This window comes from Roseburia sp. AM23-20 (assembly GCF_003470905.1).
Lineage (GTDB): Bacteria > Bacillota > Clostridia > Lachnospirales > Lachnospiraceae > Roseburia > Roseburia rectibacter.
The window spans coordinates 1-1,338 of sequence record NZ_QRHS01000066.1 but is presented as its reverse complement, the minus strand read 5'-3'; the positions used below and the strand labels follow the sequence as shown (position 1 = coordinate 1,338).

3 protein-coding genes are annotated in these 1,338 nt (G+C 42.1%); all 3 read left to right on the top strand.

The genetic code is table 11. The features are described 5' to 3' along the window. Positions 1-436 (top strand): hypothetical protein (locus tag DW650_RS19290; RefSeq protein WP_207662854.1); only part of this gene is annotated, 436 nt, incomplete at its 5' end. Continuing rightward, positions 429-821, top strand: a complete 393-nt coding sequence (locus DW650_RS19285; RefSeq protein WP_118210882.1) for a hypothetical protein — start codon at positions 429-431, stop codon at positions 819-821. The genes DW650_RS19290 and DW650_RS19285, both read left to right, overlap by 8 nt. Before the next feature lie 19 nt (positions 822-840). Next, on the top strand, positions 841-1,320 hold the full coding sequence (locus tag DW650_RS19280; protein WP_147403028.1) for a hypothetical protein: 480 nt from the start codon (positions 841-843) through the stop codon (positions 1,318-1,320). Positions 1,321-1,338: the final 18 nt, after the last annotated feature.

The following is a 1,338-nucleotide window of genomic DNA, read 5'->3' as shown; positions in this document are numbered from 1 at the left end:
CGGTACGGGAAGGAGAAGAAAGATGCTGAATAGAGAAAAATATGCGGAAGAGATTATTGAAATCGCGTGCAATGGGGGGAACATTGCCGTCGTTAATGGAAAGCTGGAAAATTGCAGAAAAACACAGTGCAACGAGTGTAATTTTAATGGCGGCACAATAAGAGATTGTGAAATAAAGACGAGAAAATGGGCGAACAGCGAATATGTCGAACCGATTGAACCACAGGTTGATTGGAGTAGAGTTCCAGTTGATACACCGATTCTTGTGAGACATAGAGAATCCTGTGGATGGGATCGGAGATATTTTGCAAAATACAACAACGGATTAGTGTATGCATGGAAACAGGGCACTACATCATGGAGTGCTGAAGATCCGGCATATGTATGTGATTGGAAATATGCAAAACTTGCAGAAAGCGAGGAAAGTCATGATTGAGTGTATAAGAACTGCGGCACGGGATAGCAAAACGGAACGCATTAAAGTTTCCTGCTTAGATATTATCGTAACAATGATAGGAAAAAAGCCATATTACGAAATCAAGTACAAGGAAATCGGAGAGGACTATTATCATGTTGGCTACAGTTCCTATAAGCTAGAAAATGTTTTAGCTTGGAAGGATGAGTGCTTTGAGATTGTGAAAGAATGCAGACCGCAGACCAATGCAGACCGGATCCGGAGCATGACGGATGAAGAACTTTTAGATTTCCTTTGCTCAATCGAAACATATGAGCAGGGGAGCGTAAAGACCATTGAGGGCGGCGTAGCAATGTGTTCTGTTACAGAGGTGGAACAATGGCTTCGGGCAGAAAGTGAGGGATAGCATGGAGAGATTAACATATGTGGCAGAGAATGGAGAAGTTTTATTTCATCCAGCAGATTTACTGGATGATGAGGGAATTACCATTACCCAGCTTGCGAAAGATGGAAGATACAAAGCCCTGGAAGAGATTGCGGAAAGACTTGCAAATAGAGAGCAAGCCGAAGAGCAGGGATTACTTCTGCGGTTGCCGTGCAAGGTGGGAGATACCGTTTATGTAGATAGTGCGATTCTTCCAATAATTGACCATAAGATTCCCTCATATTTTCCGGCACGAATTGTTTCATTCCGCTTTGCAAAAAGAAACTGGATGAAGATTGCGGTTAAGGCAAAATGGTTGCATAAATGGATTGACAATGAAACAGGTCCGGAAAGTGCTTATATAGATAGTGAGAAAAAATTTACGATTTCATTGTCTGGTATTGGCAAAACAGTATTCCTCACAGAATCTGAAGCCGAAGCCAAGCTGAAAGAAATGGAGGGGGAAAGCGATGTATTGTGATGGAAGATGTCAGTATTT